The organism is Hymenobacter glaciei, from assembly GCF_039539585.1.
Taxonomy (GTDB): domain Bacteria; phylum Bacteroidota; class Bacteroidia; order Cytophagales; family Hymenobacteraceae; genus Hymenobacter; species Hymenobacter glaciei.
Genome location: NZ_BAABDK010000017.1, coordinates 487,368 through 513,088 on the forward strand (window position 1 = coordinate 487,368; position 25,721 = coordinate 513,088).

The 25,721-nt window shown below is 59.6% G+C and carries 26 protein-coding genes and 2 tRNA genes; 9 read left to right on the top strand and 19 right to left on the bottom strand.

The window, feature by feature from the left end:
• Positions 1 to 35 precede the first annotated feature (35 nt).
• The 6 genes from ABD837_RS12775 to ABD837_RS12800 form a co-directional block, all read right to left on the bottom strand.
• Positions 36 to 995 carry an alpha/beta fold hydrolase gene (locus ABD837_RS12775; protein WP_345055020.1) on the bottom strand — a complete coding sequence of 320 codons (960 nt, stop codon included), beginning with the start codon at positions 993 to 995 and terminating at the stop codon, positions 36 to 38.
• Positions 996 to 1,169: 174 nt separating this feature from the next.
• On the bottom strand, positions 1,170 to 2,678 hold the full coding sequence (locus ABD837_RS12780; protein ID WP_345055023.1) for an acyl-CoA synthetase: 1,509 nt from the start codon (positions 2,676 to 2,678) through the stop codon (positions 1,170 to 1,172).
• Between the two features lie 101 nt (positions 2,679 to 2,779).
• Positions 2,780 to 4,396 (bottom strand): sodium:solute symporter family transporter, encoded by a 1,617-nt coding sequence (locus tag ABD837_RS12785; protein WP_345055025.1) that lies wholly within the window; start codon positions 4,394 to 4,396, stop codon positions 2,780 to 2,782.
• A gap of 154 nt (positions 4,397 to 4,550) precedes the next feature.
• The gene (locus tag ABD837_RS12790; RefSeq protein ID WP_345055028.1) at positions 4,551 to 5,555 is read right to left on the bottom strand and encodes a 3-oxoacyl-ACP synthase III family protein; all 1,005 of its coding nucleotides are present in this window, start codon (positions 5,553 to 5,555) and stop codon (positions 4,551 to 4,553) included.
• Between the two features lie 4 nt (positions 5,556 to 5,559).
• Positions 5,560 to 6,303 carry a 3-oxoacyl-ACP reductase FabG gene (fabG, locus tag ABD837_RS12795; RefSeq protein WP_345055029.1) on the bottom strand — a complete coding sequence of 248 codons (744 nt, stop codon included), beginning with the start codon at positions 6,301 to 6,303 and terminating at the stop codon, positions 5,560 to 5,562.
• Between the two features lie 263 nt (positions 6,304 to 6,566).
• A complete protein-coding gene (locus ABD837_RS12800; RefSeq protein ID WP_345055031.1) occupies positions 6,567 to 7,796 on the bottom strand; it encodes a Glu/Leu/Phe/Val dehydrogenase dimerization domain-containing protein in 1,230 nt (409 codons plus the stop codon).
• A gap of 279 nt (positions 7,797 to 8,075) precedes the next feature.
• On the opposite strand from ABD837_RS12800, the gene ABD837_RS12805 reads away from it, so the two are divergent.
• Complete coding sequence (locus ABD837_RS12805; protein WP_345055034.1) at positions 8,076 to 8,396, top strand: ArsR/SmtB family transcription factor; 321 nt, start codon at positions 8,076 to 8,078, stop codon at positions 8,394 to 8,396.
• A gap of 75 nt (positions 8,397 to 8,471) precedes the next feature.
• On the opposite strand, the gene coaE is transcribed toward ABD837_RS12805, so the two are convergent.
• The 8 genes from coaE to ABD837_RS12845 all read right to left on the bottom strand — a co-directional run bounded on the left by coaE (position 8,472) and on the right by ABD837_RS12845 (position 14,719).
• Positions 8,472 to 9,074 carry a dephospho-CoA kinase gene (gene coaE / locus ABD837_RS12810; RefSeq protein WP_345055036.1) on the bottom strand — a complete coding sequence of 201 codons (603 nt, stop codon included), beginning with the start codon at positions 9,072 to 9,074 and terminating at the stop codon, positions 8,472 to 8,474.
• A 25-nt stretch (positions 9,075 to 9,099) separates the two neighbouring features.
• Positions 9,100 to 9,777, bottom strand: coding sequence for a YbbR-like domain-containing protein (locus tag ABD837_RS12815; protein ID WP_345055038.1), 678 nt, complete (start codon positions 9,775 to 9,777; stop codon positions 9,100 to 9,102).
• A gap of 3 nt (positions 9,778 to 9,780) precedes the next feature.
• A complete protein-coding gene (gene yajC, locus ABD837_RS12820; RefSeq protein ID WP_345055040.1) occupies positions 9,781 to 10,113 on the bottom strand; it encodes a preprotein translocase subunit YajC in 333 nt (110 codons plus the stop codon).
• Between the two features lie 18 nt (positions 10,114 to 10,131).
• Positions 10,132 to 10,644 (bottom strand): DUF1573 domain-containing protein, encoded by a 513-nt coding sequence (locus ABD837_RS12825; RefSeq protein WP_345055043.1) that lies wholly within the window; start codon positions 10,642 to 10,644, stop codon positions 10,132 to 10,134.
• A gap of 133 nt (positions 10,645 to 10,777) precedes the next feature.
• Positions 10,778 to 11,776, bottom strand: a complete 999-nt coding sequence (locus tag ABD837_RS12830) for an isocitrate/isopropylmalate dehydrogenase family protein (RefSeq protein ID WP_345055045.1) — start codon at positions 11,774 to 11,776, stop codon at positions 10,778 to 10,780.
• A gap of 127 nt (positions 11,777 to 11,903) precedes the next feature.
• Positions 11,904 to 12,215 (bottom strand): YtxH domain-containing protein, encoded by a 312-nt coding sequence (locus tag ABD837_RS12835; protein WP_345055047.1) that lies wholly within the window; start codon positions 12,213 to 12,215, stop codon positions 11,904 to 11,906.
• A 125-nt stretch (positions 12,216 to 12,340) separates the two neighbouring features.
• On the bottom strand, positions 12,341 to 13,537 hold the full coding sequence (gene nusB / locus ABD837_RS12840) for a transcription antitermination factor NusB (RefSeq protein WP_345055049.1): 1,197 nt from the start codon (positions 13,535 to 13,537) through the stop codon (positions 12,341 to 12,343).
• Between the two features lie 90 nt (positions 13,538 to 13,627).
• A complete protein-coding gene (locus ABD837_RS12845) occupies positions 13,628 to 14,719 on the bottom strand; it encodes a Glu/Leu/Phe/Val dehydrogenase dimerization domain-containing protein (RefSeq protein WP_345055052.1) in 1,092 nt (363 codons plus the stop codon).
• A gap of 261 nt (positions 14,720 to 14,980) precedes the next feature.
• On the opposite strand from ABD837_RS12845, the gene ABD837_RS12850 reads away from it, so the two are divergent.
• Both ABD837_RS12850 and ABD837_RS12855 read left to right on the top strand, forming a co-directional pair.
• A complete protein-coding gene (locus tag ABD837_RS12850; RefSeq protein WP_345055055.1) occupies positions 14,981 to 16,765 on the top strand; it encodes an ABC transporter ATP-binding protein in 1,785 nt (594 codons plus the stop codon).
• A 69-nt stretch (positions 16,766 to 16,834) separates the two neighbouring features.
• A complete protein-coding gene (locus ABD837_RS12855; protein ID WP_345055057.1) occupies positions 16,835 to 17,230 on the top strand; it encodes a VOC family protein in 396 nt (131 codons plus the stop codon).
• A 69-nt stretch (positions 17,231 to 17,299) separates the two neighbouring features.
• Here ABD837_RS12855 and ABD837_RS12860 read toward each other — a convergent pair whose 3' ends face one another.
• Positions 17,300 to 17,776, bottom strand: coding sequence for a hypothetical protein (locus ABD837_RS12860; protein WP_345055060.1), 477 nt, complete (start codon positions 17,774 to 17,776; stop codon positions 17,300 to 17,302).
• 188 nt (positions 17,777 to 17,964) lie between these two features.
• Between ABD837_RS12860 and ABD837_RS12865 the strand changes: the two genes are divergently transcribed.
• The 4 genes from ABD837_RS12865 (at position 17,965) to ABD837_RS12880 (ending at position 19,949) form a co-directional block, all read left to right on the top strand.
• Positions 17,965 to 18,038: transfer RNA gene (locus ABD837_RS12865), tRNA-Pro, on the top strand.
• Positions 18,039 to 18,144: 106 nt separating this feature from the next.
• A tRNA-Pro gene (locus ABD837_RS12870) sits at positions 18,145 to 18,218 on the top strand.
• Positions 18,219 to 18,355: 137 nt separating this feature from the next.
• The gene (locus ABD837_RS12875; protein ID WP_345055063.1) at positions 18,356 to 19,054 is read left to right on the top strand and encodes a hypothetical protein; all 699 of its coding nucleotides are present in this window, start codon (positions 18,356 to 18,358) and stop codon (positions 19,052 to 19,054) included.
• A 178-nt stretch (positions 19,055 to 19,232) separates the two neighbouring features.
• Positions 19,233 to 19,949 (top strand): hypothetical protein, encoded by a 717-nt coding sequence (locus ABD837_RS12880; protein WP_345055066.1) that lies wholly within the window; start codon positions 19,233 to 19,235, stop codon positions 19,947 to 19,949.
• Positions 19,950 to 19,961: 12 nt separating this feature from the next.
• Here the strand turns inward: ABD837_RS12880 and ABD837_RS12885 are convergent, their stop codons facing one another.
• Positions 19,962 to 20,480, bottom strand: a complete 519-nt coding sequence (locus ABD837_RS12885) for a hypothetical protein (RefSeq protein WP_345055068.1) — start codon at positions 20,478 to 20,480, stop codon at positions 19,962 to 19,964.
• Positions 20,481 to 20,536: 56 nt separating this feature from the next.
• Complete coding sequence (locus tag ABD837_RS12890; RefSeq protein ID WP_345055071.1) at positions 20,537 to 22,348, bottom strand: ABC transporter ATP-binding protein; 1,812 nt, start codon at positions 22,346 to 22,348, stop codon at positions 20,537 to 20,539.
• Positions 22,349 to 22,501: 153 nt separating this feature from the next.
• On the opposite strand from ABD837_RS12890, the gene ABD837_RS12895 reads away from it, so the two are divergent.
• Entirely contained in the window at positions 22,502 to 23,596 is a 1,095-nt protein-coding gene (locus tag ABD837_RS12895; RefSeq protein ID WP_345055073.1) for a DUF5700 domain-containing putative Zn-dependent protease, read from the top strand.
• An 80-nt stretch (positions 23,597 to 23,676) separates the two neighbouring features.
• Here the strand turns inward: ABD837_RS12895 and ABD837_RS12900 are convergent, their stop codons facing one another.
• Together ABD837_RS12900 and ABD837_RS12905 are read right to left on the bottom strand one after the other, a co-directional pair.
• A complete protein-coding gene (locus tag ABD837_RS12900) occupies positions 23,677 to 24,135 on the bottom strand; it encodes a hypothetical protein (protein WP_345055075.1) in 459 nt (152 codons plus the stop codon).
• Positions 24,136 to 24,188: 53 nt separating this feature from the next.
• Entirely contained in the window at positions 24,189 to 24,638 is a 450-nt protein-coding gene (locus ABD837_RS12905; protein WP_345055078.1) for a hypothetical protein, read from the bottom strand.
• 81 nt (positions 24,639 to 24,719) lie between these two features.
• On the opposite strand from ABD837_RS12905, the gene ABD837_RS12910 reads away from it, so the two are divergent.
• A complete protein-coding gene (locus ABD837_RS12910; protein ID WP_345055081.1) occupies positions 24,720 to 25,700 on the top strand; it encodes a carboxypeptidase-like regulatory domain-containing protein in 981 nt (326 codons plus the stop codon).
• Positions 25,701 to 25,721: the final 21 nt, after the last annotated feature.

Sequence of the window (25,721 nt, forward strand, 5' to 3'; positions counted from 1 at the left end):
GCCTTATGCTGCCGCGGGTCTGGCTCGAAATGATGCTACCGCACAAACGCTGCCACCAGCTTATTAAACGCCGCCGCCTGTTCGTAATGGGCGAAGTGGCCGGCTTCGGGCAGCAGCACCTGTTGCGCGTGGGGCAGGCGGGCCACGCCGGCGGCCGCCACTTGGGCGGTGGTGAGCTGCGGGTGCAGCGCCCGGTTGGGAATCAGGAAATCCTCGGCCCCGAACACGACCAGCGTGGGCTGCTGCACCTGCGGCAGGCGCTCGAAAATGGGGCCGTCGAGCATGCCGGCCATGCTCCTGACCACGGTGAGGGCGTAGAGGCCGAAGTCGTCGCATCGCATCATGCGCAGGCGCTCGGTTATCCAAAGGTCCACGGCCGGGGGCATATGGTAGAAGTTGTAGCGGTGGTTGGCGCGCACCTGGGCCTCGGGCGTGTGCTGGATGAACGCCACCGTGTAGAAGGCGCGCAGCTGCTCCCGCTCGGGCGCGGTGAAGGTTTCGAAGCCGGCCGGCGAGGTGAGGACCAGCTTTTGAGCATCGGCGGGGTATTTCAGGGCCAGGGTCACTGCTATCTGGCCGCCCATGCTGTGGCCCACCAGCGTCACGTCGCGCAGGTGCAGGCGCTGGATAAACAGATGGATGACCTCGGCGTAGAAATCCATGGTGCCAGGGTAGTGGCCTTTGGAGGACTTGCCGTAGCCCGGCAGGTCGAGGGCCAAGCAGCGGCTGTGGCGGCTCAGCTCGGGGAAGGTGCGCTCCCAGGCCCGCACGTAGCTGCTAAGGCCGTGGATGAACAGAAGGGTGCTGCTGCCGTGGCCAGCATCGACGTAGGCAATTTCCAGCGAATCGGCCAGCGCCACGCGGTGCTCGGGGAAGCCGTAGGGGCCAATAACCTGGCTAATGGGCTCGGTTTGCGTCGAAAAGGACATCGCCGGGAAGCTTGCGGTGAGAAAGAGGAGGAATAGGGCGGGCAGGAGGCGGAGGTGGCGGCTCATGCCGGATGAGTTGGAGATTGGGGCATTGTTTTTTGATAAAGGGAAGGTCATGCTGAGCGTAGTCGAAACATATCGCTCGCATCATTGAACCGATTGAATTACTACCACACGCGAGATGCTTCGGCTACGCTCAGCATGACGTTGTTTTTTCTGTTTCTGTCCGCTGCCAATCAATCATACCGCCGCCAGGAGAGCTTTTTTATTGATTTTGCCGGTATCGTTCTTCGGCAATTCCGCCACCAGCTCCAGGTACTTCGGCACCTTGAAGCGGGCCAGGTTGCCAGCGCAGTAGGCCAGCAGGGCATCGCAGGAAATATCCAGCCCTTTGGTCACGACAAATGCTTTGCCGACTTCGCCCCAGCGGGCATCGGGCACGCCGATTACCGCTACTTCCGACACGCCGGGGAAAGTGAGCAGGAAGCGCTCAATCTCGGCCGGGTACACGTTTTCGCCGCCCGAGATGTACATGTTTTTGATGCGGTCCATCACGAAGAAGTAGCCTTCGTCGTCGCGCCGGAGCAGGTCGCCGGTACGGAACCAGCCGTCGGGCAAGGCCTTGGCGGTGGCTTCGGGGTCGCGCCAGTAGCCGGGCGTGGTCATGGGGCCGCGCAGGCAGAGCTCGCCCACTTCGTTGGGCCCCACTTCCTGGCCCTGTTCGTCAATCAGGCGGGTTTCGACGTAGAAATTGGCCCGCCCAATGGAGCCGATTTTGCGCACGGCATCGTCCTGGTGCAGCGAAAACAGGTTGGGGCCCACCTCCGTGAGGCCGAAGCCCTGGCGAATTTTGATGCCCTTGCGGTCCCAGGCCCGGATGACTTCGAGTGGCAATGCCTCGCCGCCCACAATAAAGTAGCGGAGGCTACCCAAGTCGGAAGTGGCAAAGGCGGGGCTTTCCATCATCATTTTGAGCATGGTGGGCACACCCATGAAGATGTCGGCCTGCTCCTGGTCGAGCAGGGCTAATAGACGCTCAGGCTGAAATTTCTTGAGCAGTCCCACCGTGGCCCCGCGGTGCAGAAACGGCGTGAGCAGCACGTTCCAGCCCCCAGTGTGGAAGGGCGGCATGCAGTTAATTGTAACGTCCGCGGGCATTATCTCCAGGCTCAGGCTGGTGTTGAGGCTGTTCCAGAGCAGCATCCGGTGCGTGTAGAGGGCGCCTTTTGGGAAGCCCGTAGTGCCGGAAGTGTAGAGGATAAACACAGGGTCGTCCTCGTCCAGCTCGGCTGCCGTGAAGGGAATAGGTTCGAAGGCTTCTAAGCCGCGATGGCAGATGGTCGCCAGCTTTGCGAGCGGCCACACGTCCGGCACAGCTGGCGCGGTTAACGCCTGTAGCTGCAAGGCTTTGTCCTCAAACTGCTCTTCGTAAATAAGCAGCGCAGGCTGGCAGTTGGCCACCATGTAATTGATTTCGCCCGCTGCCAGCCGGTAGTTTATAGGAACGAGGATAAGTCCGGTTTTTTGGGCGGCCACAAATAGCGCGACGTACTCCAGGCAGTGCTCGGCCAGCACCATAATTCGGTCGCCCTTGCGCAGACGCTGGGTTTGGGTGAGCTCGGCGGCGAGGTAGTTAGCAGCTTGGTTAAGCTCGGCGTAGGTGTAGGCGCGGTCGGTGTCCAGTTCCTTCAGCGCCGGTTGGTGCGGGGAGTAGAGGGCCCACTTGGCGACCCAGTCTTTGGTATACATAGTGCAGTGGGGATTTGGAATCGTAGATTGATATAGTTGGAAGAACGTCATGTTGAGCGCAGCCGAAGCATCTCTACCGCTTCGTTGCTCCGATTGATTTATTACTGTGGTAGCGATGCTTCGGCAAGCTCAGCATGACGTTCGATAGTTGGTTGCGCCCATGTTTGCGACGTTTCCAAAGCAACTTCAGCCGCTTCAACTGCTTCCGACGCCACGACTCGCCGCCGCGCCAGGTACCATGCGCCGCCCACTGCCACCGACGCCATAATCCCCAGCGCGGCCGATACGCCCGGGTTGCGCACCGGGGCCTGCATGTAGGGCGTAAGCCGCCCGAAGTACACCGCGAAATGTACCAGCACCGCCGTAACTGACGCCATCGTAACGGCTATGCGCGGGGCATCGCGCAGGAAAATACCGAAGCTCACCGGCACGAAAGCCGCCGCGAAGTAGGCGTACACGCCGGTCTGGGCGAAGATGGCGACGCTCAGCTTGGCATGTACAAACTGGTCGTAGGACAGCCAGATGGCCACGCCGCCCAGTGCCGCAATCACGGCCCGGTTGAGCAGGATTTCGCGGCCGAAACCGCCCGCGCCCTGGAAAGCTGTGGTGGGCAGCAGCGGCTTGATGATGTCGGCCGTGATGGTGCTGGAGAGCGACTGAATCAGGCTTTCGAGGGTGGAAATGCCGGCCGAAATAAGCCCTAGAATAACCAGCAGACCGATGTAGACGGGGAATTCGCGCACCACGTAGGCCGACATAATCTTGTCCATCTTCAGCTCCTGCCCATTCAGCACCAGGCCCGGGAAGGCCAGCCGCGCATACAGCCCCACGAACACCACCGAGAAAAACACGGTGAGTACCAGCACGGCCGTAGTGAGGTAGCGGTTCACATCCTTCTCGCTGTCGAGCAGCAGCGATTTGGTGATGAGGTGGGGCTGGCACACGATGGCCGTGCCAATAACAAGCTGGGAGACGATGATTTCAAAGTAGTCCCGAAACAGGTAGCTGCCCGGGTTGGTAGCGTGCGTCAGGGCCGGGTCGATGGCGGCCAGCTTGGCAATGAAGCCGTGCACGCCCTGGCTGAAATGCTCGTAGCCGGAGGTGAGCAGCACCAAGGCTACCAGCAGTTTCAGCGAGGCCTGAATGGTGTTGGTGTACACCATCGAATTGGCCCCGCCAAACATCATGTAGCCGAAAATGAACACCACCACGCCCACCAGCACCGGCAACGGCGGTGCGTTCAGCGCGTTGCTGAGCACCTGCGTAAGCCCCACGCAAATGAGCACGATGAAGGTGATGAGCAGCAGCGACAGCCACCCAAAGTAGCGCGTCAGCCCCGGGCTCTGGAAGCGCGAGCCTATCCACTGCGCCAGGGTGTGGGCCTTCACCGTTTGCCCGTGCTTGCGGAAACCCTTGGTGAACACCACCAACGACACCATCGAAGCCAGCGGCATCACCACGCCGAAGGAAAGCATGGCGCTCAGGCCATTGATAGCCACGAAGCCGGGATTGATGATAAACGTGGCTGCGCTGGTCATCGAAGCCGCCAGCGAGAGGCCCACGGCTACCGGCGAAAACCGCACCGAGCCCACCGCGTAGTCCGACATGCTCTTGATTTTCAGCGCGCCCCGCACCACGAAAAACAGAATGACCGCCGCGTAGCAAGCCAGCAGCACGGCTGTGGCGGTTACTTGTTGGGGAGTAGCGATGCCGTGCATGGGTGGAGAATTTGGGCAAGTTGAGAATTCAGAATGTCATGCTGAGCTTGTCGAAGCATCTCGCGTGTGGTAGTAATTCAATTGTTGAAACGATGCGAGCGAGATGCTTCGGCTACGCTCAGCATGACGTTTTTCTAGTTTTGGTTTTAAAGAATTACATCCGAAACGCTGCCCCGGCAAAGGCCAGCCCGCCGCCGGAGCCAATCAAAAACACCAGGTCATTTTCCTTGATATCGCCGCTGCTCACCGCCTTCTCTAGCGCCATGGGGATGGCGGCCGAACCCGTGTATCCATACTGCTCCATGATGAGCGGGGCCCGCTCGCGCGGCACACCCAGCCGGTCCAGTGTTTCGTGGATGGCGTGGATGTTGAGCTGCGTTATCACGTAGTGGTCAACCTGACAAGGACCCACACCGATGTCGGTGGCCATTTCCTTCGCTAAGCGGGTCCAGATATCGGGGTTTATTTCCTTGGGGAAGCGGTGCACAAACTTCAGCTTGTGGTCGTTGCGCGCCAGCACATCGGCGGTGAGGGGCTGTTGGGTCGCTCCTGCGTAAATGCCCATCCAGCCGGTATACTGGCCTTCGGTGTGCAGGCGGCTGGTAAGGAAGCCCCGGTCGGTGTGCTCGGCTGAGGTCAGCAGCACGGCCCCGGCCCCATCGGCAAAGAGCGTGACGGTTTTCTTGTCGGTGAGGTCGAGGTACTTGCTCATGGCGTAGCCGCCAATGACGAGTACGCGGTTGTAGCGCGTGTCGGAAACTATGTATTTGGCGGCCACGTCCAGCGCGGTCACGAAGCCGGCACAGGCTGCATTCAGGTCGAAAGTCCCTGCTCTCGTGGCCCCCAGCCGGTGTTGCAGCACGGCGGCGGTGGAGGGCGACACATATTCCGGCGTGTCGGTGGCCACGATGAGCAGGTCCAGTTCGTCGGGGCGCACGCCGGCGCGGGCCAGCGCCTGCCGGGCCGCGTGCTCGCACAGGTCAGCCACCGATTCGTCGTCGGCGCACCAGCGGCGCGAGCGAATATTCACGTTCTGGCGCAGCCAAGTGTCCACGTCCTCGCCCAGCAGCTCGTTGAAGTAGCTATTCGGCAGCTCCCGCGCCGGCGCGTAGGAGCCGGTAGCAGTGATAAGCGCGCGGCGTCCGGTAGCAGTCTGCATAGCGCTAAATCGTTACGGCGCCGTCCACGCTCAGCACCGTGCCCGAAATGAAGCCGGCCTCGTCGGAAGCCAGGAACAGGTAGGCGCTGGCAATGTCCTCCGGCGTGCCCAGGCGGCGCAATGGCGTTCGGCTTTTCATCAGGTCAATGACTTTTTCCGGGATGGTGTCCATCATGTCGGTGGCGATAAAGCCGGGGGCCACCGCATTCACCGTGATGTTGTATTTGCCCAGCTCGCGGGCCAGCGTCTTGGTCAGGCCGATGAGGCCGGCTTTGGTGGCCGCGTAGTTGGCCTGCCCGAAGTTGCCATACAGCCCCACCACCGAGGAGGTGTTGATAATGCGCCCGCGCTGCTGCGCTTCCATAAACGGAGCCACCGCCTGGGTGCAGACGAACACGCCGGTCAGGTTCACATCGAGTACCTGCTGCCACTGGGCCAGCGTCATCTTGCGCAGCGTGGCGTCGCGGGTGATGCCGGCGTTGTTTATCAGCACGTCGATGCGGCCAAACTGCTCGTGCACGGCCTGGGCAGCGGCGGCCACCTGCTCGGGCTGGGTGGTGTTCACGATGGCCATCACGGCCACGCCGCCTGCCGCTTCAATCTCGCCGAGCGTGGCTTTCGCCTTGGCCTTATCAATGTCCCAAATAACCACTTTAGCCCCCTCGGCGGCAAAGCGCAGAGCCGATACCCGCCCGATGCCGCTGGCCCCGCCGGTGATGATGACAACTTTATCCTGTGCTCGTTTCATGCTGGTTGTTAATGCAGCATGAAAGTACCCGGACCCGCTACCGGCCCGGGCTCGCCCCGAAAGAAAGCCTGGGTGGACTTAAGCCCGTTTCAGAGAATTGTTGAATGATAACATTTTTAATTTCAGTGCATTAAATGGCAAAGCCAGCTGCCGGACCTGTATCGTCCGAACTCGCCCAGAAACGTCAGCGGCTGGTTGTAGCAAGGCCACTTGGGCCCCAGCTACAACCAGCCGCTGACGTTTCTGGGCGAGTTCGGCTGCTGCTACACGAGCTGCCGCAGCGCCATCTCGAACGAGCGTTGCGCAATGCCCGTGGGCTGCGCGTTCTCGGCGTGGGTGCGCTCCAACGCGGCACCAATGATGCGCGAGGTATCGGCGAAAATGGCCTGGTCGGTGATTTCCGCGCCGGTTTCCATCAGGTAGGCAAATACGCGGGCCATTCCGCAGTTGGCGATGAAATCGGGAATGACGGCCGCGCGCTCGTCGGCAAACACGCCGGTGGGGCCGAAGAAAATCTCGGGGTCGGCAAACGGCACGTTGGCCCCGCAGCTGATGACCTTGAGGCCGCCGGCTAGCAGCTGTTCCACCTGCCCGCGCGTTACGAGCCGTGATGCGGCGGCCGGAATGAAAATATCGGCCCCAATGGACCATACTTTCTCATTCACTTCCTCAAAGGAGAGCAGATTATCACCGGCCAGCGAATTGCCCTGCCGCGCCAGCAGCAGCGCCCGAATTTCCTCCAGTCCCAGCCCGTCGGTGCTGAGCAAGCCGCCGGCCCGGTCGATAATGCCCACAATGCGAACGCCCTGCCCGGCCAAGTAGTAAGCCGCCGCCGCGCCCACGTTGCCCCAGCCTTGGATGATGGCGCGCTGACCCGCCAACTCGGTATTGGGCCACAGGCGGTAGTAGTGGCGCACGGCCTCGGCCACGCCGTAGCCGGTGATGAGGTCGGCCACGGTGTATTTGCGGGCCAGGTTAGGGGAGAAAGTGGCATCTTCTACCACCTTGATTACGCCCTGGCGCAGCTGGCCCAGCTTCTGAATTTTTTGAGGCTCGGTAGCGCGGTAATATCCGTTCACCACGCCTTCCTGCGGGTGCCAGAGGCCATATTCCTCCGTAATGGCGATGACCTCGTGAATCTCGTCCACGTTCAGGTCGCCGCCAGTACCGTAATAGTTTTTTAGCAGCGGAAACACGGCGCGGTACCAACGCTCGAGCACGCCGCGCTTGCGGGGGTCCTGCGGGTCGAAATTGATGCCCGACTTGGCCCCGCCAATGGCCGGCCCCGACACCGTGAACTTCACTTCCATGGTTTTGGCCAGGCTTTCTACCTCGCGCTTGTCCAGGCCCTTGCGCATGCGGGTGCCGCCCCCGGCCGCCCCACCCCGCAGCGAATTGATAACGACCCAGCCCTCGGCTTCGGTTTCGGCATCCTTCCATTCGAAGACGATTTCGGGGCGTTTGTTCTCAAATTTGGCGAGCAGGTCGAGCATTATCAGGGAAAAATGGGTGGGAAAAGCGGCCAGCCGGCCGTTCGGCAAAGGTAGCCATCCCCCCTGATGTAGGCGTAAAACCAGAAAATACCAGCAACAATCTTCACTAATACATGAAATTACGTAAATATTTAAGTATCTTATAAATGATAAACCCACTTACCCATATTTTGCGTATTCGTTCGGAACTACAGCCAATTGCTAAACGTCTTGCAGCAGTAGCCCCAAAGTATTGCACTTATCCTACACTTCCATTTACTTCTCACTTTTATTGACTTCATGAAACCATTGCATTCGCGTGTAGAAGCGCAACAGTTGGACCGTGCCGCGGCTATGCTCAAGGTTCTCTCCCACCCCAAAAGACTCGCCATTGTAGACTTATTGGGGAAGACCAAAGGCAAGGACAGCCAGATGTCGGTGACCGATATCTACCAGGCACTGGACTTGCCGCAGGCCATTGCTTCGCAGCACCTCATCACCCTCAAGGACCGGGGCGTGCTGAAATCGAGCAAAATCGGCACAAAGATTTACTACTCTTTGGCCGTGCCACAACTGATGAAGGTTATCGACACCCTCGAAGACTACTCGGGCCGCATTTAATTACCAGCGGCTTTCCTTTCCGTTCTGCCAGATGAGGCTGCCCCGCAAGAGGCAGCCTTTCTTTTTGCCGCCCACCTAAGCGCCAGCGGCCAAAAACGCGTTGTGCAGTGCCAGCACCTGGGGCAGCAGCGGCTGCGCGTTGTCGTTCACGAGCACGTAGTCGGCGCGCTGCATTTTCTCTTCCTCGCTTAGCTGCTTGGCCATGATGGCGGCTACGTCGGTAGCCGAGCGTTGCGGGTCGCGTCGGAGCACGCGGGCCGTGCGGACGGCCAAAGGCGCAAACACGGTAATGATGCGGTCGAGCTGCTTATAAGAGCCCGCCTCAAAAAGCAGTGCGGCCTCCTTCAGCACGTAGGGGTGGCCGGCCTGCTGCTGCGTGTTGGCCCAGCGCTCAAAATCGGTGCCCACGTGCGGGTGCACCAGGCTATTGAGCTGGGCTAGGCGGGCCGGGTTGTTGAACACCATGCCTGCCAGCGCAGGCCGGTTGAGTTGGCCCGTCGCGTCGTAGGTATCGGGGCCAAAAGCAGTCAATAGCTCAGTACGCAATGCTACATCGTTCTCCATCACCCAACGGGCGCGGGTATCTGCATCGTACACCGGCACGCCCAACGCATGAAACAAACGGCTGGCGATGCTCTTGCCCGAGCCGATACCGCCGGTAATGCCAATGCGTAGCATATGCTGAGAAAAAGTTAATGAATAATCAGCGCCGTACTACATGCACGCGCACGGCATCGACCGAAGCTCGCATTCGGGCCGGAGCAACCAGGGTCACTTCCGCGTTGCCTTCCTTATCGGGGGCAGGCACTGCCACTGCATACGCGCTGGGCAGCACTTGCACCAGACTCGACGGCCCACGAAACGTGACGACTGCCGGCGTGAACGTGGCTTTGTAGCGCCGGGCCGAATCGGCGGGCAGCACCAGTGGCAGGCGGCGGCTTACGTAACGGTCGAAGGTCAGGCGCAGCGTGTCGCCCGACCATTCGTTCACCTGCACTCCTTCGAGGGCATTTTGCAGGCCGCGCCGCCACGACTCGTCGGGCAGGTAGCGGGTGCCAGGGTAGGGCACTGGGCGCAGGTCGGCCGGGTGCGTGCCCCAGCCCAAATTGGCTCGTAGCAACCGCCAGCCCTGGCCCGTTACAGTTACGGCTACCTTGGCCGGCAGCGGCCGCAACGGCACATACCGAGCCGAGTCGTAGTGCCAGTTCAGCGGGAAATTCAGACGGGTAGTGTAGGTTTTGTTCAGCGCATTCATCTGCCAGAACAGGCCTGCTGCCAACAAGCAGGCCGTGATGGCCCGGTAAAAGCTGGGCTCCTGGCCCGCGAAGGGACGCACAAACCAGCGTAGCAGCCGGCCCGCCCGGTTCAGCGGCCCGTCCATGAGTTACGAGGCGATGGTATCGCCCGCGGTGCCCGCCGCCGCCTTCGTGCCCACTTCGCGGGCAATGGCCGAGCGGTCGAAACGCAGCTTAGTGCCGCGGTCTACTTCCACTACTACGGTATCGTCGGTGAGGTCGACCACAAGGCCATGGAGGCCGCCGATGGTCACAATGCGCGAGCCCTTGGCCAGGGCCTGGCGGAAGTTCTTGGCATCAGCCGTACGTTTCTGCTGGGGGCGAATCATGAAGAAATACACCACCAGGCCAATGGCAACCGGGAACAGGAGTTGCATGTAGCCGCCGCCATCGGCAGCTTGCAATAAGAGGGTCAGGAACATGGTTCGAAAGTAAAAGGCTTACAGAGGTTTGTCGGCGGCGGGGTTGGTCAGCACGTTGCCCTTGATGGCAATGGTTGTGATGTTGGGCTGGGTGTTGGCCCGCACCGCCACCTGCTTGTTGATGATGCCTTGCTTGCCGCGGCTGTCGAACTGCACCTCCATGGTACCCTGTGCGCCGGGGGCCACAGGCTCCTTGGTCCAACTGGGCGTGGTGCAGCCGCACGATGCGGTGGCATCGGCAATGAGCAGCGGCGACTTGCCGGTGTTGGTGAACGTGAAGGTGTGATGCACCTTGGTATCGGGCTTAATGTCGCCGAAATCAAACTCCGACTCGGTAAATTTCATCACCGGAGCGTTCGGGTTGGGCGCTTCATTTTCGCTCACCACGTTGGGGTTGTCCACGGTGGGATTGGCGGTGTCGTTGGTCACGGTGGCACCGGCGTTTACGCCTTCGACACCAGCTTCGGCAGTTTTGTCGCGGTTGCAGGCAACCAGCGAAAGCGCGGCGGCCAGAATCAGGTAATGCTTCATGGGGTTGAAAAGTTGTTTGAATCGTCAGTCATCCTGAGCTTGCGAAAGACCTCATTACCGCCGAACAATTTGTTCTACCGGGGTAAGGTCCTTCGCAAGCTCAGGATGACAGACAGTGCACAACCGTCTAAAATTACAGCTTGTCGATAATGCTTTGGGCAAACTGGCTGGTACTGGCTTTGCCACCAAGGTCGCCGGTGCACTCTTCCTGGTTCATCAGCGTCGCTTCCAGCGCCTTGTCAATTTGCTCCGCCAAGGCGTGCTCGCCGAGGTAGTGCAGCATCATGATGGCCGAGCGGAGCAGGGCGGTGGGATTGGCTTTGCCCTGACCAGCAATGTCGGGAGCCGAACCGTGCACCGCTTCAAACACGGCCATGTTGTCGCCGATGTTAGCGCCGGCCACCACGCCCAGGCCGCCCACAAGGCCAGCGCACAGGTCGGAGAGGATGTCGCCGAACAGGTTGGTAGTCACCACCACATCGAACTGCTCGGGCTTGTTCACGAGCTGCATGCACATGTTGTCGATGATTTTATCCTCGAACACAATCTGCGGAAACTCGTTGCTGGCCTCTTTGCAGGCATTAAGCATCAGCGTGCCAGCCATTTTCAGGATGTTGGCTTTGTGGGCCAGAGTCACCTTTTTGCGGCCGTGTTTGGCAGCGTAAGCGAAGGCCGCACGACAGATTTTACGCGAGCCTTCCACTGTGATGCGGTTGAAGGAATCGGCAATGCCGAGGCGCTCGTCCCACACTTCGAGGCCGGAGTACAGGCCTTCGGTGTTCTCGCGGAACAGCACCAGGTCGATGCCCTCGTAGCGGGTATGGATGCCTTCCGTGGTTTTGCTGGGCCGCACGTTCTGGTAGAGGTCGTACTTCTGGCGCAGCGTCACGTTGATGCTGCGGAAGCCTTTACCCACCGGCGTCGTAATCGGGCCTTTGAGGGCCACCTTATTTTTTTCCAGCGACTTCAGCAGCGAGGTTGGAATCAGCTCGCCCGATTGGTCAAACGTAGTCTGGCCGGCGTTCTGCTCTTCCCACTGAATGGGCACCTGGGCAGCGGTAAAAATATCGGTTACCGCTTTCGTGATTTCGGGGCCTATGCCGTCGCCGGGAATAAGGGTTACTACGTGCATTGTACTGGTAATAAAGGACTGAATGAGAAAGCAAAGAACGGAATGAGTGAATGAGCGAAGGCTGATATTTCATCGGCCATTCCCCCATTCCCTCATTCCGTCAAGTACTTAGGCACCCGTAAAAAAATTAAGCGCCCTTGCGGGAATTGATTTGGTTGATAAGCTGGTCGACATCGCCGAGCAATTGCTCAGCCTTGGATTTAGCGTCGGAAATCACGCGCTGGCCTTCGCTTTTGGCCGAAGACTGGCCGGTGGCTTCGCGGCTGGTGACAAGGCTATCGGTGAGGTCGGCGAGTACCGAGCGGTACTTCTCGAGCTGGTAGCTGAGCCAGGAACGGGTTTCGGTGCCGGTTTCGGGGGCATAGAGCAAGCCAAGGGCTGCGCCGGTGAGGGCGCCGCCCGCGAAGCACAGGATGCCGGTGGTGGTTTTGCTGGCCATGGTCGTCGGGATTGAGGAAGTTAGGTGAGAACAGATTCAGCCGGGAATACGCAGAACGGCGGCTGTAGATGCAAAAGTGGCTATATCGGCTCAATGTTCAGCCAAAGGCTCTTTAGTTGCCGTGCCTACTGGTTGTCGAGCAAGCCGCGGCCCGACTTGCGAATCTCGCCGCTGGCGGCCAAATCCGTTGCAAGCTTGTCGAGAATACCGTTCACAAATTGCTTGCTCTTGGGTGTGCTGTAGAGCTTGCTGATTTCAATGTACTCGTTGATAGTGACTTTGACCGGAATGCCGCGGAACAACTGCATTTCGGTGAGGGCCATTTTCAGGATGATTTTATCGAGCAGGGCTACCCGCTCCACGTCCCAGTTCTGTACCGAGCCGGCGATGAGCTTTTCCATCTTGTCGTCCTCGATGAGCGTTTGCTTGTAGAGGGTTTCGGCAAATTCGCGGTCGTCGGCCCAGTTGGCCGAAAGGTTCATCAGCTCCTGCGTGGGCTCGGCGGCGAAGGGCAGCATTTTCAGCGTCTTCAACACCAGGTTGCGCACGATGGGCCGGTTTTCCTCCCAGTTCAAATCATCCGATTCCAGCTGGCGCGGTAAAGCGTCCCCTTTGAAAACAAAGTCTTTGTAGAGATGACGCAGGATTTCGAGGTCCGTGTCGTAGTCCATATCGGGCTGGTCGATGTCCTTGCCCGTGAGGTAAGTCCGCACGGTTTCGTCGGCCTTCATTTCCTCCCAGGCGGCACGAAGGGCCTGCAGCTCCTCGTTGCCTTCCCAGGCCAGCTTGCGCCGGATGGTCTGGCCCTGAAGCTGTTCGTTGGCCATTAGCTTGGCAATGGCTTTGTTCTGGTGCAGGCGGGTAGCATCCAGGGCATCCTCGCGCGGCCCAAGGCGGCGGCGCTCCTCGCGGCTCTGCTCTTCCTCAATCACGCCGAGCAAAGCAGCCGGCAGGTTCAGCAAGTGCAGGTACTGGTCGTGGATGCTTTCGGCGCCCACCAGCAGCTGTCCGCCGTAAAATTCACCGTCCTTCTTCACCTGGTTCTGGAAGGAGTTGATGGCATCGGTCACCGCTTTATCCACGGCTTTGTCGTCCGTTTTCTCGGGCATGACGCCGGTGCGGTACCAGTCACGCAGCTGGGCTTCGCCCATCTTGCGCTGGCCTTCCAGCTGGCGGCGGTCGGGCGCCTCTTTCGCCGTCAGGTCGGGTTCGAAAGCAGCCGCGATGCGGTCCTGCGCCAGCATCAAATCGGCTCCCACCGCCTGGTGGTAGGAGTAGAGCGACTGCATGACTTTGATACGGAGGAGGCGGCGGTTGAGCATTTTTTAATTGTTAGTTGCTGGTTGTCAGTTATTAGTTGCTGATTGTTAATTGCCAGAATAATCTAACAACTGACAACCAGCACCCAACAACTAGTAAGTGGACTTCACTCGGCCCACGTTGGCGATGCGCTCCTTGGCCTGCTTAATAGCGGCGGCCTGCGGGTGCGTGCCTTCTTCTTCGGCCTTGGCCAAAACCTGGAGGGTGAAATCGTAGATTTTTTCGGTCTGGGTAAGGGCGCCTTGGCGGCTGCCCCCCGTCACTTCGGAGTACACATTGATGAGGCCGCCGGCGTTGATGAGGAAGTCGGGGGCGTATACGATGCCGCGGCGCACGAGCTCGGGGCCGTGCTGGTTTTCGTTTTTGAGCTGGTTGTTGGCGCAGCCGGCCACCACGCGAGCCTTCAGGCGCGGAATGGTGTCGTCGTTGAGCGTAGCACCCAAGGCGCAGGGCGAGTAAATGTCCATTTCCTGGTCATAAATCTCGTCGAGGCCCACAGCGGTGGCGCCGAAGCGGTTGGCGGCATCCAGCGCACGGTCTTCGTAGTAGTCAGTCACGATGAGCTTGGCGCCCTCTTTCTGGAGGTGCTCCAGCAGGTAGGTGCCCACATGGCCCGTGCCCTGCACGCCAATGCGCTTGCCGGCCAAACTCTCCGAGCCGAATGCCTTTTTAGCGGCAGCCTTCATGCCCATGTACACGCCGTAAGCCGTTACCGGCGAGGGGTCGCCGCTGCCGCCCATGCTTTCGGGCAGACCAGCTACGTGCTTGGTTTCCATGCGGATGTACTCCATGTCCTTGGTGGTCATGTTCACATCTTCGGCGGTGATGTACTTGCCGTTCAGGTTCTTCACGAAGCGGCCAAACTTGCGCAGCAGAGCTTCGGTCTTCAGCGTCGCCGCATCGCCGATGATGACGGCCTTGCCACCGCCCAGGTTCAGGCCCGAAATGGCCGCCTTGTAAGTCATGCCGCGCGAAAGGCGCAGCACGTCGTTCAGTGCTTCGGCGTCCGAAGCATAGTGCCACATGCGGGTGCCGCCAAGGGCTGGCCCGAGCACGGTGTTGTGAATGCCGATAATGGCCTTGAGGCCGGTCTCGTGGTCGTGGCAAAACACGACCTGCTCGTGCTGATGCTCGGCAATCTGGCCGAAAATCGACTCGGGGGCGACTATCTGGGTTTCAATCATGGGATGGAGATTGAGGATGTGGGAATTTGGGAGGGTTGGGAACAGTGCGGCGTAACTTTGTTGAAGTCTTATACGGAAAAACCGGAACCTCATGCAGAGCGCCGCGAGGCATCTCGCTCGGCGAGGCAATTCAATCGGTAAAATGATTGATTACCACTGCAAGCAAGATGCCTCGCGGCGCTCTGCATGACGGTCCGGTTTCTCTTTCAGGCCGCAAAAGTACCGCTATTTTCCCGAACCGGCCTCTTTCCAATCCTGCTTGTGCGCGCATTATCCGCCGTTAACCCATTCATTTTCCGCTATAAGTGGCATTTCCTCGCTGGGGTGCTGTTTGTGGCGCTGAGCACGCTGCTGGCCATTTTTCCGGCCCAGCTGGTTCGCTATGCGTTCGACCTGGTAAACGAGGGCATTGACCTCTATCATCTCTATGCCGGCACCGAAGCGCAGAAAGGCGTGTACCAGCTGTTTGGGCGCAACGTGCTGTTCTACGGCGTGCTCATCATTGTGCTGGCGCTGGGCCGCGGCATCTTCCTGTTCTTCATGCGCCAGACGCTGATTGTGATGTCGCGCCACATCGAAAACGACCAGAAGAACCAGATTTACCAACACTATCAGTCGCTGCCGCTCAGCTTTTACCGCCGCCACAGCACCGGCGACTTGATGTCGCGCATTTCGGAAGATGTGAGCCGGGTGCGCATGTACCTCGGGCCGGCCATCATGTATTTCCTGCAGCTGGTGCTGCTGTTTCTGCTCATCGTGCCACTCATGCTTATGGTGAACGTGAAGCTGACCCTGTATACACTGCTGCCGCTGCCTGTTCTCTCAGTTAGCATCTTCTACGTCAACAACCTGATTGAGCGGAAGTCCGATGAAATCCAACGGGCACTGTCGGGCATGACGACCTTCGTGCAGGAAGCTTTCTCAGGGATTCGGGTGCTGAAATCCTTCGTGCGGGAGCAGGATTCGCATGCGCAATTTTCCGCGGCGAGCAACGAGTACAAGGAGAAGTCGCTGAGCCTGAACTTCGTGAACTCATTATTTTTCCCGCTCATTCTCTTCCTCATTGGCCTGAGTACGCTCATCACCGTGTGGGTAGGCGGCCAGGAAGTTATCCGCGGCACCATCACGACGGGCACCATTGCCGAATTCCTGATTTACGTGAACCTGCTCACTTGGCCGGTGACGGCGCTGGGCTGGACGTCGTCCCTGGTGCAACGCGCCGAAGCCTCGCAGGCCCGCATCAATGAATTCCTAGACCAGAAAACTGATATTGTTTCGCGCCAGAACGTGCAGCGCGAACTCGCCGGTGACATTGTTTTTGAAAACGTGTCCTTCACCTATCCCGACACTGGAATTCAGGCTCTGAAAAATGTGAGTTTCCGCGTGAAGCCGGGCCAGACGCTGGCTGTTATCGGCAACACCGGCTCGGGCAAGAGCACCGTGGCTGCGCTGCTCTGCCGCCTCTACGACGTGACAGCCGGCGATATTAAAATAGACGGGACCGATGTGCGCGACTACTCGCTGCGTGCCCTGCGCGGCCAGATTGGCTACGTGCCGCAGGACGTGTTCCTCTTCTCCGACACCATCCGCAATAACATCAACTTCGGCCTCGATGAGCCCGACGAGGCCCGGATGCTGCAGGCCGCCCGCGATGCCGACGTGTATGAGAACATCCTTGCTTTTCCCGAAGGCTTCGAGACCAAGGTGGGCGAGCGCGGCATCACACTTTCTGGCGGCCAGAAGCAGCGCGTGAGCATGGCCCGCGCCTTGGTGAAAGAACCCAAAATTCTGATTCTGGATGACTCGCTGTCGGCCGTCGATACCAAGACGGAGAATGCCATTCTCGGCAGCCTGCAGCGTATTATGGCGGCGCGCACCAGCCTCATCATCTCGCACCGCGTGAGCTCGGTGAAGCTGGCCGATGAAATCCTCGTGCTCGACGACGGCACCATTGTGCAGCACGGCACCCACGACGCGCTCATGGCCGAAACCGACGGCCTCTACCGCGCCCTCTACGACCGCCAGTTGCAGACCGAAGAAGCGTAAGTGTAGCGCAGGCTTTTAGTCCGCGAATTCAACTAACTCACTCGCAGACCAAAAGTCCGCGCTACTGCTATGAACCAGCGCCTCGCTCACGTCACTCTGCTCGTCCGCAACTACGACGAGGCCATTGCCTTCTACACCACCGTGCTGGGGTTTAGGCTGACCTCGGACCTAGACATGGGCGATGGCAAGCGCTGGGTGGTAGTGGCACCGCCCGGCGCGGCTGGCTGCAGCTTACTCCTGGCCGAAGCCAAAACTGATGAAGAGAAACAAGGCGTGGGCCGCCAGGGAGCCGGTCGCATCTGGTTATTCTTGCACACCGACGATTTTTGGCGCGACCATCCGGTATTGCAAAGCCGGGGCCTGCGGTTTCTCGAAATACCACGCAGTGAAGTGTATGGCCACGTGGCGGTGTTCGAAGACTTGTATGGCAATAAGTGGGACCTGCTGGAGCCATTAGGCGACTAGTTAGAACCAATTAAAAAGGCCCATTACGCTCAGCGTAATGGGCCTTTTTAATTGTGTTAGCACGGAGACTTACTGCCCAATCATCACACGGCGCATGCCGGTTTTCTCATAGGCTGTGCAGCGCACAATGTAGGCCCCGGCTGGCAGCTGCCCTACGTTGAGGACGGCCGGGGTCTGTCCATTCATCATGGTATAGGTAAGGACCGGGCGGCCGCCGCCATCGGATACTTCGACGCGGGTTGGGCCGGGATTATCGGTTTTCACCGTGAGCTTGCCGCCCACCGCTTCAGCCTTCACCTTAATGGCGTTGGGGTTGGCGGCCGGCGTTTCGGGCGCGGGCGCAATCTTGGAAGCGCCGTTGGGGTCGGTAACTGGGGCGGCGGCAACCGGCGCAGGTGCTACCGCGCCGTTGGGCAAAATAGCCTCTTCTTTGGCTGGGGCAGCGGGAGCAGTGGTGGGTGCGGGCGCAGCCGGAGCTGGGGTTTGGGCGTGCGCAGCTACCGAAGCTAAGGCGCTGGCCAGTACAAGTAGTAATATCTTTTTCATAACTTGGATACCAATGGGAATGGGTAAAATTGCTTGTGTAAAGCTAAGCAATTCTGGGGCCGCTTCTGCCACATTCGTCATGTTGGCCACGGTTGGCAGCGGAAAAGTGGCAGGCTTTTTAAAACTTTATTTGCCCCTGGCTTGCACCAGACGCAAATAAACCCTTACCTTTGTCGCTCCAATACCAACGGGGTGTAGCGTAGCCTGGTATCGCGCCAGCATGGGGTGCTGGAGGTCGTAGGTTCGAATCCTGCCACTCCGACGGAAGAGCAACTGCTCTCTCAAAAGCCTTCGAACTCTCGGGTTCGAAGGCTTTTTTCGGCCGCTTACTATTGGAAATAAAACCGGTCGCCCCATCGGCCGGCTTTCGGGGTGTAGCGCAGCCCGGTAGCGCGCGTCGTTCGGGACGACGAGGCCGTAGGTTCGAATCCTGCCACCCCGACCCGAGAACTGAAAAGGCCCGCATCAGCACTGATGCGGGCCTTTTTTATGCGCCGGTCATACTACCTGGGGCGCACGCAGCGTTGGAGGGCGCCCATTGCTTTGCGGGCTTTATTTCCTTTTCACCATTTTTTCTTCATGAAAAAGACCATTCTTTCCGCCTTTTTACTATCTGCAGCCCAATTGGCCCACGCCCAAAGTATTCCGGCTGGCACTATCTCATTAGGAGGCAGCGTGGGCTACAGCCGCAGCACCAGTAAAACCAGTGGCACATCGGGCAACAACACAAGTTCGACCGAAACGAATAGTAGCCAGTTTAATATTTCGCCCTCGGTCGGTTATTTCGTGCTTGACAACCTGCAGGTTGGATTGAATCTGGGCTATAGTTCCGTACGTCAGCCTTACACGACATCCTCGTTGCCCTACTATTCTCTACCCGAGCCCGGGCCCCAAACGCGGCTTAGCGTGGGGCCGTTTGTGCAGTACTATAAAATGGTGAGCGAGCAGTTCGGGTTCACAGGTAATTTGGGAGCGGGTTATCAGCGGGAGCATTATCAGACCTATTACGGTGGTAACAGTACCTCCCCGGACCTTCTCGAAATTAACGGGTCAGGATTTTATGCGGGCCTCACGCCGGGCATTGTGTTCTTCCCCATTCCCAGGCTGGGCCTTAATGCCTCGATGGGGGCTTTGGCGTACAACCACTCCAACTACAAATACCCGACCGGAGTCAATGTTGTGGGACCGGTAGACTACACGAACACGACGAGCTACTTCGGCGCAAACTTTGGCTTGAGCCAGCTGCAATTTGGTGGCACGTACTATTTTGGCCGCTAACCGGTAATCCGACCTGCCAAGCAAAATAGAAAGCCTTCCGGCCAAATGGCTGGAAGGCTTTTTTGCGTCTAAGCTAAGGAGTTAGCTGCGATTTGAGACAAGTCAGTAGAAGAAGTAATTATATTTATGCTGCCAACAATTTAGCGCTGGCAAATTGCTGCACCCTTTCCCGGTAACCATGAAAACAACGCTTATCCTACTGGCGCTGCTCAGTGCCACCGGTTTCGCCCCGCAGGGCGCACAGGCCCAATGCCACGCGGCCTTTTTTCCGTACGCAGCCTACCACCACAGCCACCAGCGCGACTCCTGCGCCGTGAAAAAGCCCTTCTTGCCGGGCCGCATCGGCGGTTCTGTTGGCTTGTTGGGAATGTCGGACCGGACGAGTACACCCTACCTGGGAATGGATGCTGAGGCCCACTACTGGCTGCTACCCCGGTGGAGCGCCGGCCTGCGCGGCAGCTACACCGGCCAGATGCCCGCCGCCAATACGCCCGCCGATGCTTACGCGGGAGCGGCGCAGCCACGGTTGGTGCTCTTCAGCGCAACCTGGACCAACCAACTGCTGCTGGCAGAAAACGCTCGGTGGCGGCTGGCCGCTGAGGTAGGCGCGGGCCTGGGCGGGGCCAGCCTCTACGACAAAGCCCAGCAAGTACAAAGCTCAAACCAACCCTGCGGCTGCACCACGGCCAAACGGCTCGACACGGCCGTAGCGCCCGTATCGGAACTGGGGCTGGCAGCCACTTACAAACTCAAGCGTGCCGACGGGCCGTGGCTGACAGTTCGCGGCGGCTACCGGCAGTGGTATGCCAGCGCACCATTTGGCTCATCCGACCAATTTTCGGCCTATCTGCTGAGCGTGGGTGTGAGCGTGCCTGACATTACGCGCAAGCGCTAGCGTAATAACTGCCTACTTCACGCCAACCCATACTTCCGACTCTTCGTTGGCGCCGAAACGTTCGAGGTAGAAGTTGCCTCGCTGCGTAAGCTTCTGCTTTTTCACTGCTTCGAACGCGGCGGGATAGAGCTTGTTGGGCGCCAGCAGGTAGCTCACGCCACTAAGGCGGGCCGCCAGCACCCGCTGCCCGGCCGGCACCACGCGGTACCGAAAGCCGGCGGGCAGCGGCTGCACAGTATCGGCCACTACAAGGCCAATGAAAGCCGCAATCGTGTCGTGGGCCGTTTCGGGGTCGTTGAGGTAGAGGTTGGCAAGGTCGCCGTGCAGGCCCGCCTGAGCGTCTTTCGCCTGGCGGAAGAGCTTGCCAAAGGCATCGCCGGTAACCGCGCCGTGGAAAGGCTGGCCCGCCAGGTAGAGCGGGGCAGCAGTGGTTTCGAGGGTGACTTTCGGTTCGCGGGTGCCGCCGAGGTAGACGTAGACGCCGGCCGCGACAAGGGTGAGCAGGATGACGGCGAGGAAGAGGTAACGCATGACGCTTCGCTTAATGAAGAATTAGGGATGAAGAATGAGGAATAGAAGCGCCAGCATTATTTGGATGGGAGTTCTTCCTTCTTCATTCCTGATTCTTCATTAACAACAATGTACTGCATGCGGTAGAGCTGGGCATAGTAGCCACCTTCGATGCGCAGGAGCTCCTCGTGGGTGCCGGTTTCCTTAATTTCCCCTTTGTCGAGCACGATGATTTTGTCGGCTTTCTGAATGGTGCTCAGGCGGTGGGCAATGACGAGCGAAGTGCGGCCCTGCATCAGCTTTTCAATGGCTTGCTGAATGAGCTCCTCAGTCTCTGAGTCGACGGAGGAGGTAGCTTCGTCGAGCACAATGATGTGCGGCTGGTACACCATGGCCCGCACGAAGCTGATAAGCTGGCGCTGGCCCACCGAAAGCGTGGCGCCGCGCTCCATCACGGGGTAGCCGAGGCCTTCGGGCAGGCGCTCGATGAAGCGGCGGGCTCCCACCAGGTCGGCCGCTTCCCAGATTTGTTCGTCGGTAATGGTGTGGTTGCCGAGCGTGATGTTGTCGCGGATGCTGCCGGCGAACAGGAAAACGTCCTGCAGCACAATGCCGATTTGGCGACGCAGCAGGCCGAGGTCGTACTCGCGCAGGTCGCGCCCGTCGATGCAGATGCTGCCTTCCTGGATGTCGTAGAACCGGCTGAGCAGGTTGATGATGCTGGTTTTGCCTGCGCCGGTCGCGCCCACGAAGGCAATGGTCTGGCCGGGCTTCACGTGGAAGCTGATGTCCTTGAGCACCCAGTCGGGCTCGTTGTAGGCGAACTTAACGTGCTTAAACTCCACGTCGCCGGTTAGCTCAGCGGGGGCGAAAGTGCCGCTGGGCGCCACCAGGTCCTGGTTGTCTAGCAGCTTAAGCAGGCGCTCGGTGCTGACGAGGCCGAGCTGCAGGGTGTTGAACCGGTCGGCAATCTGGCGAATGGGCCGAAAGAACAGCGCGTTGTACATGATGAAGGCGATGAGCGCGCCTTTCGAAATCGAGCCCTCAATCTGACCCTGGGCGGCGTACCACACCAGCAGGCCCACGCCGATGGCGCCCAGCACTTCGGCCACCGGAAAGTAGATGCTGTAGTAGAGCACCGAGCGGATGTTGGCGTCGGTGTGCTCGCGGTTGATGGCTTCAAACTTGCGGAATTCGCGCTCTTCGTTATTGAAAATCTGGACCACGTTCATGCCCGTGAGGTGTTCCTGCACGAAGGAATTGAGCTTGGCCACGGCCGTGCGCACATCCTGAAAAGAGCCCTTGATTTTCTCCTTGAACACGTAGGTGCTGAACAGCAACGGCGGGATAACCGACAGGCTGATGAGCGTGAGCCGCCAGTCGATGTAGAACATGAAGGCCATGATGAACAGCAGCTGCAGAATGTCGCCCACCATGGCCGCCAGGCCCTCGCTGAAGACGTCGGACAGGGTTTCGACGTCGGAGATATTTCGTGTTACCAGCACGCCAATGGGCGTCTGGTCGAAGAACCTGAGCTTGAGGCTGAGCAGGTGGCGGTAGAGGTCGGTGCGGATGTCGCGCACGATGTACTGGCCCAGCCAGCCGCCGTAGTACGTCTGCAAGTAGCTCACCCCGGCGTGGGCCACCAGCAGCACCAGCAACAGCATGAACATGAAATTCAACCCCTTCGTGTCGCCCTGCTCGATGCTGACATCGACCATGCGCTGAATGAGGAAGGGCCGCAGCGTGCCCAGCACGGCCGTGGCGATGGTAAGCACAATCAGGCCGATGAACACGCGCCGGTAGGGACGCACGTAGCCGAGCAGGCGGCGCAGCACGGCCCAGTCGAAGACCTGGCCGGTTTTGGTGGCGGAAGTGGTGGGGTCCATAAGTAGGGCAAAGGTCGGTAAGAACAAGCACCCGGGCCCGGAGTTTGCGGGCCAGCGGTGGGTTTTACGCGCCAGGTGGCAACGTGCCGACGGATTACCGGGCCAATGCCGCATCTTTAGGCCGGCGTCCTTTCCCCGCCGCTTTCTGCTACCATGTTCCTATTGCTTCGTCGCCTGTGCTTGTGCGCAGGCTTGCTGCTGGCCGCTGGCGCGGCCCGGGCCCAAACCATCAACGTGGAGGCCGTGACCCGGTACTGGCAGATTACCGACGGCCTGCGGCAGAACCAGCCCCTTACCGACCAGATGTGGCGCGATTTCCTGGAAATCCCGGGCAATAAGATTTACGTGCGCGGCATCTACTCGGCTGCCAACCTGGTGAACTACCGCCGGGCCATCGACGTGGTGTACATGCCGCGCTACGACTCGTTGCTGCAAGCCAAACTCAAGGCCAAGGTGTGGTACTACGTGCTGGTGAACGACTACAAAGTGCGCGAGCCCGAGTACCGCCGCTACGTCGCCAGCCTCACGCAAGGTGCTGCTGCCCTCGACCAGATGTACCAGTACGCCTACCCGCAGCTGCCCCCCGCGGCACGCACCAAAGTAGCCAAGCTGAACATTTATTACGAGGCCTTGGGCAACGATGCGACCTCACAGGAAGAAGGTATTTTCTATAGCCTGCGGGCCGTGCTCGATGCCAACGAGGTAAAACCCGGCTTGTTGGAAGGCCACGAGCTGTACCACCGGCTGCAACCCAGCCGCGACTTCGGTACCATCGCACCCGACGACCTGGGGCTGCTGGAAATCATGGACAGCATGCAGCACGAAGGCATTGCCGACCAGATTGACAAGCCCCTGACCATGGCCCTCGCCGGCGACCCGCGCGGCATCCGCGACTGGGCCCTGACGCCGGCCCCCGTGTTTATCCACTGCATGGATTCTACGCTGCAGTCGCGGGCGCGGGGCGGGGCGGCGGCCACGGGGCGGTGGTACCGGCAGTTGTCGAACGGTTCCAACGGCCATCTGCCGGGGTTCTTTATGTCATCGGCCATCGTGCGCAACGGCTTCGGCAAGCAGATGATTGCGCAGTTCGACAATCCCTTCGCCTTCGTGTTCCTCTACCAGAAAGCGGCCAAAAAGGATAAAAGTCAACTGCCGCGCTTCTCCGAAGAATCCCTTCGATATCTCAAAACGCTGGAGCGCAAGTATGACAAGCACCGTCCGGCATCGGGGGCCGCTAGCCGAAGCTGAGCCGGCAGCGCCTAGTACTTCCGAGCTTCTTCCAATGGGGCTACGGGACCGGTACTGCCTATTGAGTCATTAGCAAAACGTTAATTCAAGCGCGCTCGGACCCCAAAGTAACTGGGCACAAGCTTCCGGCGGACCCAGCGCGGCAGCGGTTGGGCTTGGTCGAGCCGGTCGAGCAGCCGTTCTTCCTGCCGGGCACGAAAGCGCCACTGTTGCACGGCTCCCGTCACCACCTGCAGCAAGCCGTATCCGCCCACGGCTGCAATGCCAATGGTGGAAACCCGCTGGTACGTGGTTTCGGGGTGGTCATTCGCCAGCGAATAGGCGGTGGCCCCGGCCAGCACGGTGCCCAGTAGCAAGCTGCGCACGCTGGTGTGCCGCTGCAGCCGGAACAAGCGTTGCAGGGCCATTGCGGTATCGTCGCGAGCTACCTGAGCAGTGCTGTCGTTGAAGAAGGTGGTTGGCCGCTCCTGGGCGCGGCTTGGCAGGGCGGCCATGCTACTGCCGATGAGCAGAAAAAACAAAAAAACCAGACGCGACATATACACGAAATGACAGCAGGAGAAAGGAAAGCGGAGAACTCACGCCCGGGCCGCTACTTGGCAGGCGGTGGTTGCAAGTAGTGTATCAGCTGCTGGCGTACTGGCCGGGGCAGGGGGTGGCCGTTAGCCAACAAGGCTAGCAGCGTATGCTCGCGCCCCACTCGGTAGCGCCGCAGCCGTACCAATGCCTTGCCTACACGGTAGCTGAAAAATCCCACCAAAACCACATTAAGGCCGAGCGAAACTTGCTGTACAGTGGTTTCGGATTTTGAGTAGGCCAATGAGTAGTTGGAAGCGACTGCTCCCAACGCCGATGGTGCGAGCATGGTCTGGTAGAACTTGCGCTTATATGCAAAGAGCTGGCCCAGCACCCGGGCTGTATCCAGGGGCGGCCCGGTGGTATCGGCGACGGGAAAAGGCCGGAGCTGGCGCGGGGCAGCACCCGCCGCGGGCCTGACCGCCAGCAGCAGCAAGAGCACCAGCTGGTAAGCAAATCGACGCATGAACTGGAAAGGAATGGCAACCAGGCAGACATGCCTGGGCCGAAGCGCGAAGTTAAGTGGAGTCCTGAGGCGCTACTTATCTTGGCATCGAGATTTTACAAGATGGATATGTGCCTCGAGCGGAAATATTGGCGGGTGATGATGAGCGGATGGTGGCTGGGGCTGCTATTGGTGGGGTATTGCCCCAGCTACGGCCAAGGTTTCGGAGGCGATGATGCCCTGGCCGGGCAGGTGTGCGACCAGCTTACCAAGCAGCCGCTGGGCTACGTGAGCGTGGGGGTACTGCGTCACCCCTTCGGCACGGTGGCCGACGGTAAGGGGCATTTCCAGCTGGCTCTGCCTGCCAGCTACGATGCCGACTCGATACGGTTCTCGCTGCTCGGCTATGCCCCGCGCACGCTAGCTGCGGCCGAGCTGCGCCGCCTGGTGCGCGGTGGCCCGGTGCTGCTTCGCGCCCAGGCAGTGCCGTTGCGCGGGGCGGTAGTGCGGGCTCCGGGCATGAAGCGCCGGGTGGGAGGCAACTTCGGCGGTGGCATACTCGAAGGCTATAAGTTTAACCTGGCGGGCAACCAAATCGGACAGCGCATTGCCATTGGGCGAGCCGCCTGGCTGCAGGACATTTCCTTTAAAATCACGCATTGCACCTACGACACGCTGTACTTGCGCGTGAATGTGTACCAGGTTGGGCCCGACGATTTTCCGGGCGCCAACTTGCTGGTCTCCCCCGTGTACCTGCGCGTGGGACGGGCCGAAATCGAGGACCGGATATTTGTCAACCTGCGGCCATACAAGCTCTGGCTCACCAGCGATGTCATTGTAAGCGTTGAATTGGTGCGCTCGTTAAACAAGGGGACCCTGGCGTTTCTGGGCAGTTGGCCCGGGGGCGGGCCCAGCTACCACTTGGAGCAAACCCCGGGGCCGCTAAGCGAAAAATCAATTGCGCCCAAAGGCACAGTGGAAGTCCACGTAGCTAAAGTAAAGCAACCTAACCAGGGCCCCTGGATAAAATACCCCCGGGTAGGAATGGGCATTGAAGCAGCGCTGCTGGAGGTGCCACAGTAGCTCATACCAAATCCCATTGGT

What these genes read in the sequence shown, in the direction of transcription:
- nusB (WP_345055049.1), bottom strand. Translation starts at nt 13,537, where the DNA reads ATGCTCAACCGCCGCCTCCTCCGTATCAAAGTCATGCAGTCGCTCTAC.
- ABD837_RS12790 (WP_345055028.1), bottom strand. Translation starts at nt 5,555, where the DNA reads ATGCAGACTGCTACCGGACGCCGCGCGCTTATCACTGCTACCGGCTCC.
- ABD837_RS12905 (WP_345055078.1), bottom strand. Translation starts at nt 24,638, where the DNA reads ATGCGTCGATTTGCTTACCAGCTGGTGCTCTTGCTGCTGCTGGCGGTC.
- ABD837_RS12775 (WP_345055020.1), bottom strand. Translation starts at nt 995, where the DNA reads ATGAGCCGCCACCTCCGCCTCCTGCCCGCCCTATTCCTCCTCTTTCTC.
- ABD837_RS12805 (WP_345055034.1), top strand. Translation starts at nt 8,076, where the DNA reads ATGAAACCATTGCATTCGCGTGTAGAAGCGCAACAGTTGGACCGTGCC.
- ABD837_RS12815 (WP_345055038.1), bottom strand. Translation starts at nt 9,777, where the DNA reads ATGGACGGGCCGCTGAACCGGGCGGGCCGGCTGCTACGCTGGTTTGTG.
- ABD837_RS12890 (WP_345055071.1), bottom strand. Translation starts at nt 22,348, where the DNA reads ATGGACCCCACCACTTCCGCCACCAAAACCGGCCAGGTCTTCGACTGG.
- ABD837_RS12785 (WP_345055025.1), bottom strand. Translation starts at nt 4,396, where the DNA reads ATGCACGGCATCGCTACTCCCCAACAAGTAACCGCCACAGCCGTGCTG.
- ABD837_RS12880 (WP_345055066.1), top strand. Translation starts at nt 19,233, where the DNA reads ATGAAAACAACGCTTATCCTACTGGCGCTGCTCAGTGCCACCGGTTTC.
- ABD837_RS12825 (WP_345055043.1), bottom strand. Translation starts at nt 10,644, where the DNA reads ATGAAGCATTACCTGATTCTGGCCGCCGCGCTTTCGCTGGTTGCCTGC.
- ABD837_RS12845 (WP_345055052.1), bottom strand. Translation starts at nt 14,719, where the DNA reads ATGATTGAAACCCAGATAGTCGCCCCCGAGTCGATTTTCGGCCAGATT.
- coaE (WP_345055036.1), bottom strand. Translation starts at nt 9,074, where the DNA reads ATGCTACGCATTGGCATTACCGGCGGTATCGGCTCGGGCAAGAGCATC.
- fabG (WP_345055029.1), bottom strand. Translation starts at nt 6,303, where the DNA reads ATGAAACGAGCACAGGATAAAGTTGTCATCATCACCGGCGGGGCCAGC.
- ABD837_RS12855 (WP_345055057.1), top strand. Translation starts at nt 16,835, where the DNA reads ATGAACCAGCGCCTCGCTCACGTCACTCTGCTCGTCCGCAACTACGAC.
- ABD837_RS12860 (WP_345055060.1), bottom strand. Translation starts at nt 17,776, where the DNA reads ATGAAAAAGATATTACTACTTGTACTGGCCAGCGCCTTAGCTTCGGTA.
- ABD837_RS12835 (WP_345055047.1), bottom strand. Translation starts at nt 12,215, where the DNA reads ATGGCCAGCAAAACCACCACCGGCATCCTGTGCTTCGCGGGCGGCGCC.
- ABD837_RS12885 (WP_345055068.1), bottom strand. Translation starts at nt 20,480, where the DNA reads ATGCGTTACCTCTTCCTCGCCGTCATCCTGCTCACCCTTGTCGCGGCC.
- ABD837_RS12780 (WP_345055023.1), bottom strand. Translation starts at nt 2,678, where the DNA reads ATGTATACCAAAGACTGGGTCGCCAAGTGGGCCCTCTACTCCCCGCAC.
- ABD837_RS12900 (WP_345055075.1), bottom strand. Translation starts at nt 24,135, where the DNA reads ATGTCGCGTCTGGTTTTTTTGTTTTTTCTGCTCATCGGCAGTAGCATG.
- ABD837_RS12875 (WP_345055063.1), top strand. Translation starts at nt 18,356, where the DNA reads ATGAAAAAGACCATTCTTTCCGCCTTTTTACTATCTGCAGCCCAATTG.
- ABD837_RS12895 (WP_345055073.1), top strand. Translation starts at nt 22,502, where the DNA reads ATGTTCCTATTGCTTCGTCGCCTGTGCTTGTGCGCAGGCTTGCTGCTG.
- ABD837_RS12830 (WP_345055045.1), bottom strand. Translation starts at nt 11,776, where the DNA reads ATGCACGTAGTAACCCTTATTCCCGGCGACGGCATAGGCCCCGAAATC.
- yajC (WP_345055040.1), bottom strand. Translation starts at nt 10,113, where the DNA reads ATGTTCCTGACCCTCTTATTGCAAGCTGCCGATGGCGGCGGCTACATG.
- ABD837_RS12800 (WP_345055031.1), bottom strand. Translation starts at nt 7,796, where the DNA reads ATGCTCGACCTGCTCGCCAAATTTGAGAACAAACGCCCCGAAATCGTC.